This window comes from Mesorhizobium sp. M2A.F.Ca.ET.039.01.1.1 (assembly GCF_003998035.1).
Lineage (GTDB): Bacteria > Pseudomonadota > Alphaproteobacteria > Rhizobiales > Rhizobiaceae > Mesorhizobium.
Map to the genome: position 1 here is coordinate 1 of NZ_RZRY01001470.1, position 534 is coordinate 534.

Genomic DNA, 534 nt, shown 5'->3' on the forward strand with positions numbered 1-534 from the left:
CGCCCTGCAGCGACAACTGGCCTACGCCGCCGCCCATGACGCGCTGACCGGGCTCGCCAACCGCTCGAGCTTCATGCGCACCATGGAGGAACTGGTCGACCAGTGCCGCCTCAATGGCGGCGAGCATCAGTTCATGTTCGTCGACCTCGACCACTTCAAGGCCGTCAACGACACCGGCGGCCATGCCGCGGGCGATGCGCTGCTCAGGCGCGTGGCCGACACCCTGCGCAATGTGCTTGGCCCGGAAGAGATCGTCGCGCGGCTCGGCGGCGACGAGTTCGCCGTCATCCTCAAATCGGGCGACGCGGCGCGCGGGCCGATCGCGGCGCGCTCGATCATCGATGCCATCTGCAACCTCAATTTCAGCTGGGACGGCCGCCCGCATTTGATCGGCGCCAGCATCGGGCTCGCGCCGATCCGCGCCGGTTGCGGCGAGGTGGATGAGATCATCGCCCGCGCCGATGCCGCCTGCTACGATGCCAAGGCGGCAGGCCGCGGCTGCGTTTCCGCCGCGCCGGACGAAGCTTCGAGAGA

1 protein-coding gene is annotated in these 534 nt (G+C 68.9%); it reads left to right on the forward strand.

Annotated elements, in window-relative coordinates:
• Positions 1-534, forward strand: a 534-nt coding sequence (locus tag EOA24_RS40495; protein WP_127410946.1) for a diguanylate cyclase, incomplete at both ends; no start/stop codon positions are given.